The sequence below is a fragment of the Micromonospora endophytica genome (assembly GCF_003236305.1).
Classification (GTDB): Bacteria; Actinomycetota; Actinomycetes; order Mycobacteriales; family Micromonosporaceae; genus Micromonospora; species Micromonospora endophytica.
This window is the reverse complement of the sequence record NZ_POTX01000378.1, coordinates 1-3873: the sequence shown is the minus strand read 5'-3', so window position 1 is coordinate 3873 and position 3873 is coordinate 1. Positions and strand designations below refer to the sequence as shown.

At 72.2% G+C, this 3873-nt stretch carries 5 protein-coding genes; 2 read left to right on the top strand and 3 right to left on the bottom strand.

Going from position 1 to position 3873, the window contains the following annotated elements:
• Positions 1 to 66: 66 nt before the first annotated feature.
• Positions 67 to 672, top strand: coding sequence for a bacterial proteasome activator family protein (locus tag C1I93_RS29320; protein WP_111246499.1), 606 nt, complete (start codon positions 67 to 69; stop codon positions 670 to 672).
• 48 nt (positions 673 to 720) lie between these two features.
• Here C1I93_RS29320 and C1I93_RS29315 read toward each other — a convergent pair whose 3' ends face one another.
• From C1I93_RS29315 to C1I93_RS29305, 3 genes are all read right to left on the bottom strand, one after another.
• The gene (locus C1I93_RS29315) at positions 721 to 1536 is read right to left on the bottom strand and encodes an HAD family hydrolase (RefSeq protein ID WP_111246498.1); all 816 of its coding nucleotides are present in this window, start codon (positions 1534 to 1536) and stop codon (positions 721 to 723) included.
• Positions 1536 to 2357 (bottom strand): HAD family hydrolase, encoded by an 822-nt coding sequence (locus tag C1I93_RS29310; protein WP_111246497.1) that lies wholly within the window; start codon positions 2355 to 2357, stop codon positions 1536 to 1538. Before C1I93_RS29310 ends, C1I93_RS29315 begins: the two co-directional genes overlap by 1 nt.
• A 159-nt stretch (positions 2358 to 2516) precedes the next feature.
• A complete protein-coding gene (locus tag C1I93_RS29305; RefSeq protein WP_111246496.1) occupies positions 2517 to 3242 on the bottom strand; it encodes a hypothetical protein in 726 nt (241 codons plus the stop codon).
• 238 nt (positions 3243 to 3480) lie between these two features.
• On the opposite strand from C1I93_RS29305, the gene C1I93_RS29300 reads away from it, so the two are divergent.
• Positions 3481 to 3873, top strand: a 393-nt coding sequence (locus C1I93_RS29300) for an OsmC family protein (RefSeq protein WP_111246495.1), incomplete at its 3' end; no start/stop codon positions are given.

Genomic DNA, 3873 nt, shown 5'->3' with positions numbered 1-3873 from the left:
CCGGCGGCGGTCCCGGGGTGGGCCGGACCCGGGCCGGCCGGCACCAACCTCGCCGGCTGGGTAAAGATGGATGCCATGACCGAAGGACGCTCCGCTGCACAGAACGACGAGCCTGGCCGCGACGGCACCGGGCACCCCGGCACGGTGGTGGTGGTCGGGCCGGACGGCAGACCGGTCGGCACCGTGCAGACCGACGACGTGACGGGCGAGGATCCGTCCCGCCTGGTCGAGCAACCGGCCAAGGTCATGCGGATCGGCAGCATGATCAAGCAGTTGTTGGAGGAGGTCAAGGCGGCCCCTCTCGACGACGCCAGCCGGCACCGGATGCGCGAGATCCATCAGCGATCGATCGTCGAGCTGAAGGAAGGGCTGGCACCCGAGCTGCGCGAGGAACTCGAACGGATCTCCCTGCCGTTCAGCGAGGACCAGGCGCCCAGCGAGGGCGAGCTGCGGATCGCCCATGCCCAGCTCGTCGGCTGGCTGGAGGGACTGTTCCACGGCATCCAGGCCGCTCTGGTCGCCCAGCAGATGGCCGCCCGGGTGCAGCTTGAGCAGATGCGTTCCGGCCGGCAGGCGCTACCCAGCGGACCGGCCGGCGCGGTGCTTCCCGGCATGCCCGGGGTGATGCCCGCGCCGGGTGGCGAAGGCCACAGCACCGGCCAGTACCTCTGACCCGACCGGACCGCGCGGCCCGCTCGGCCGCGCGGTCCGGGTCGCGGCTCAGTCCACCCCGAAGACCTTCTCCAGGTACGTCGCCACCCCGTCCACGGAGTTCGCCGAGGTGACATCATCGGCGACGGCCAGCACGGCGGGATGCGCGTTGGCCACCGCCACCGCCCGACCGGCCCAGGTCAGCATCGGCACGTCGTTCGGCATGTCGCCGAAGGCCAGCACGTCGGAGGCGTCGACCCCGAGCCGATGGCAGTACCAGGCGAGTCCCGCCGCCTTCGTCACGCCGGCCGCCGAGATCTCCACCAGCCCCGAGTACGACGAGTGGGTGGCCTCGGCCAGCCCGGCCACGGCACCGGCGACCAGCGCGGTGAACCGCTCGGGATCCGGGTGTTCCTCGGCCCGGGCCAGCAGCTTCACCGCCGGCATGGAGTGCAGCTCATCGGGGGTCTCCACGACCCGGATGGCCGCCTCGTCGGCGTCCCAACGCAGTGGGTAGTCCGCTTCGTGACGCATCTGCCGGCTGTCGACGATCTCCACCGCGAGGCGTACCCCGGGCACCTCGGCCCGTAGCCGGCGGGCCACCTCGGCGAGCAGCTCCGGGGCCAGCGGATCGGCCCGCAGCACCTCGTCGTTGACCGGGTCGTAGACCACCGCACCGTTGGCGCAGACCGCAGGCAGCGGCTCGGCGAGCTGGTCGTAGACCGTACGCAGCCATCGGATCGGACGGCCGGTGACAAGGACGACAGGGGTGCCCCGGCCGGCGATCCGGGTCAACACGGCCGCGGTGTGGGCACTCAGGGAGTGATCGTCGCGGAGCAGTGTGCCGTCGATGTCGCTGGCGATCAGGCGTGGCGTTGCCTCCATCACCTGGACATTAGCCGGTCGAGGTAGATGGCCACTCCGTCGTCGTCGTTGCGCAGGGTGATCTCGTCGGCCGCGGCACGCAGCTCCGGGTGGGCGTTCGCGACTGCCACCCGCCCCCAGCCGGCCCACTCGAACATCGGTAGGTCGTTGGGCATGTCCCCGAAGACCAGCACCTCGGCCGGATCGACGCCGAGGCGCTGCGCCACCACGGTCAGCCCGGTCGCCTTGTCCGCTCCGGGCGGGCAGATCTCGATGAAGCCCAGCCCGGCCTGGGTGAGCGTGGCGAGGTGCGGCGGAATGATCTCTCGGGCGACGGTCAGCAGCTCGTCGACGTGGTGGTCGGCGGTCCGCGCGAACGCCTTGATCACGTCCCCGGCGAGGCACTCGTCGCGGGTGCGTACCTCGAACCGGTCCTGGTAGGGCCAGGCCGGGTGGTAGTCCCCCCAGAGCGGCGCGTCGTGCTCGTCGGACGCCTCGACCATCACCGTCAGCGGGCCGACCGCCACCTCCAGGTCGGCCAGCAGCGCGGCCAGCACGTCGCTGGCGAGGCGCTCGTCGCGCAGCACCACCGGTCCGGCCGGGTCGCTCTGGTCGACCACCCGGCCGCCGCCCGCCATCACCAGGAAATCCGCGGCCCGGATGTCGTTGCGGGTCAGTTCGGTCAGTCGGGGGCCGCGACCGGTCGCGCCGACCACCGGAATGCCGGCGGCACGGACCCGGTCCAGCACCTCATGGGTGTACGCCGAGACGGTGTCGTCGCTGCGTACCAGCGTCCCGTCAAGGTCGGTGGCGATCAGCTTGGGAAGGCCCGGGCGGGTCATGGTTCCTCCTTCGCCCGCCGCCGTCGCGGGCCAGCCGTACGGTCGGTGGGCGACCTGGCCTGACGGCGGGCAGCAACCGTACCTCGCGGAACGGGCGGCAACCATGACTTCCCGACGAATCGGGTGCCAACGGACGGCGGACCGGAGATGACCCGGCGCTCAGCCGAACGAACCCCGGTGCGGGGGTGCCTCCCGGGCGAAGGGCAGGGTCGGGGTGACCGTGAGATCGGCCGGCGGCCGGTCCTCGTCCCGCTCCGGGTCGTCGGTGCGGGACCGGTCCCGCCGCGGGTGCCGCTCCGGCCCGGCGGATGCCCCGTCCCGGGCAGCTCGGGCGAGCGTGGCGGCGAAGAGCAGGACGGCGGCGAAGGCCATCACCAGTCCCCGCCCGTGCTCGATCTTGAGACCATCCTCCGGGGAGTAGAACGGCAACTGCCGGTTGTCGTCGAGCGTGACCACCGTCGCGACGAGCAGTGCGCCCAGCCCCACGGCAAGGGCCAGCCCGGCCACCCGGGCGTTGGCCCGGACGGCTGGGGTGCCGCGCAGCGCGAGCGCGACCACGACACCGAGCAGCAGGATGCCGACCAGGTAGCCGACGCCCAGGCCGCCGATCTCCGACACGCCGCTGGGCATCTCGACCGGGGTGACCCCGTCACCCCCGCCGGTGGGCAGGGTGATCGTCACCCACTCGCCGAGCAGCGAGGCCAGCGCGGCCACGGCACCGAGCCCGGCCAGCAGCAGGGGAACCCGCTGATCGCCGCCGAGGCCGGTGAAGGCCCGCCGGAGCCGTCCCGAGGTCGGCGACTCCTCGTCCTGCGTGCCCCACTCGACGACGCTCGTGCCGTCGGAACGGTCATCCTGACGGGGAATGGGGAGATCCTGGCTCATCCCGCACCTCTCGTCGTGACCTGGCACCGGAAATCCCCGGCTGCGCCGTCTGTCGAATGATGGCACAGTCCGCCGCCATCAGCCGGGAACGTGGACGGGCACGCCGAGTCCCGTCACCTCGCCGGCGGCGGCGACACGGGCCGCCACGCGGCACCCGGTCACCGAGACCGTCCCACCAACGCCGAGATGGGGGCGGGTCGGTCGGCGGGCGGGCCGGGCTTGCATTAGCGTCGGGTGCATGCCTATCCGTACCGCTTCCGCACGCTGGCAGGGCAACCTTCCCGAGGGTTCCGGCACCATCCGCACCGGCAAGGGCGGGTTGCAGGGGAACTACTCCTTCAAGTCCCGATTCGAGGAGGGCGAGGGCACCAACCCCGAGGAGCTGATCGGCGCGGCGCACGCCGGCTGCTTCTCGATGGCCTTCTCCAAGGCGCTCGCCGATGCGGGCGCGACGCCCACCTCGGTGGAGACCACCGCAAAGGTGCACCTGGACAAGACCGATGCCGGCTTCACCGTGACCCGGATCGAGTTGGACACCGTCGGCGAGGTGCCCGGCATCGACGAGGCCGAGTTCGCCAAGCTGGCCGAGACCGCCAAGCAGAACTGCCCCATCTCCCGCCTCCTCTCCCCC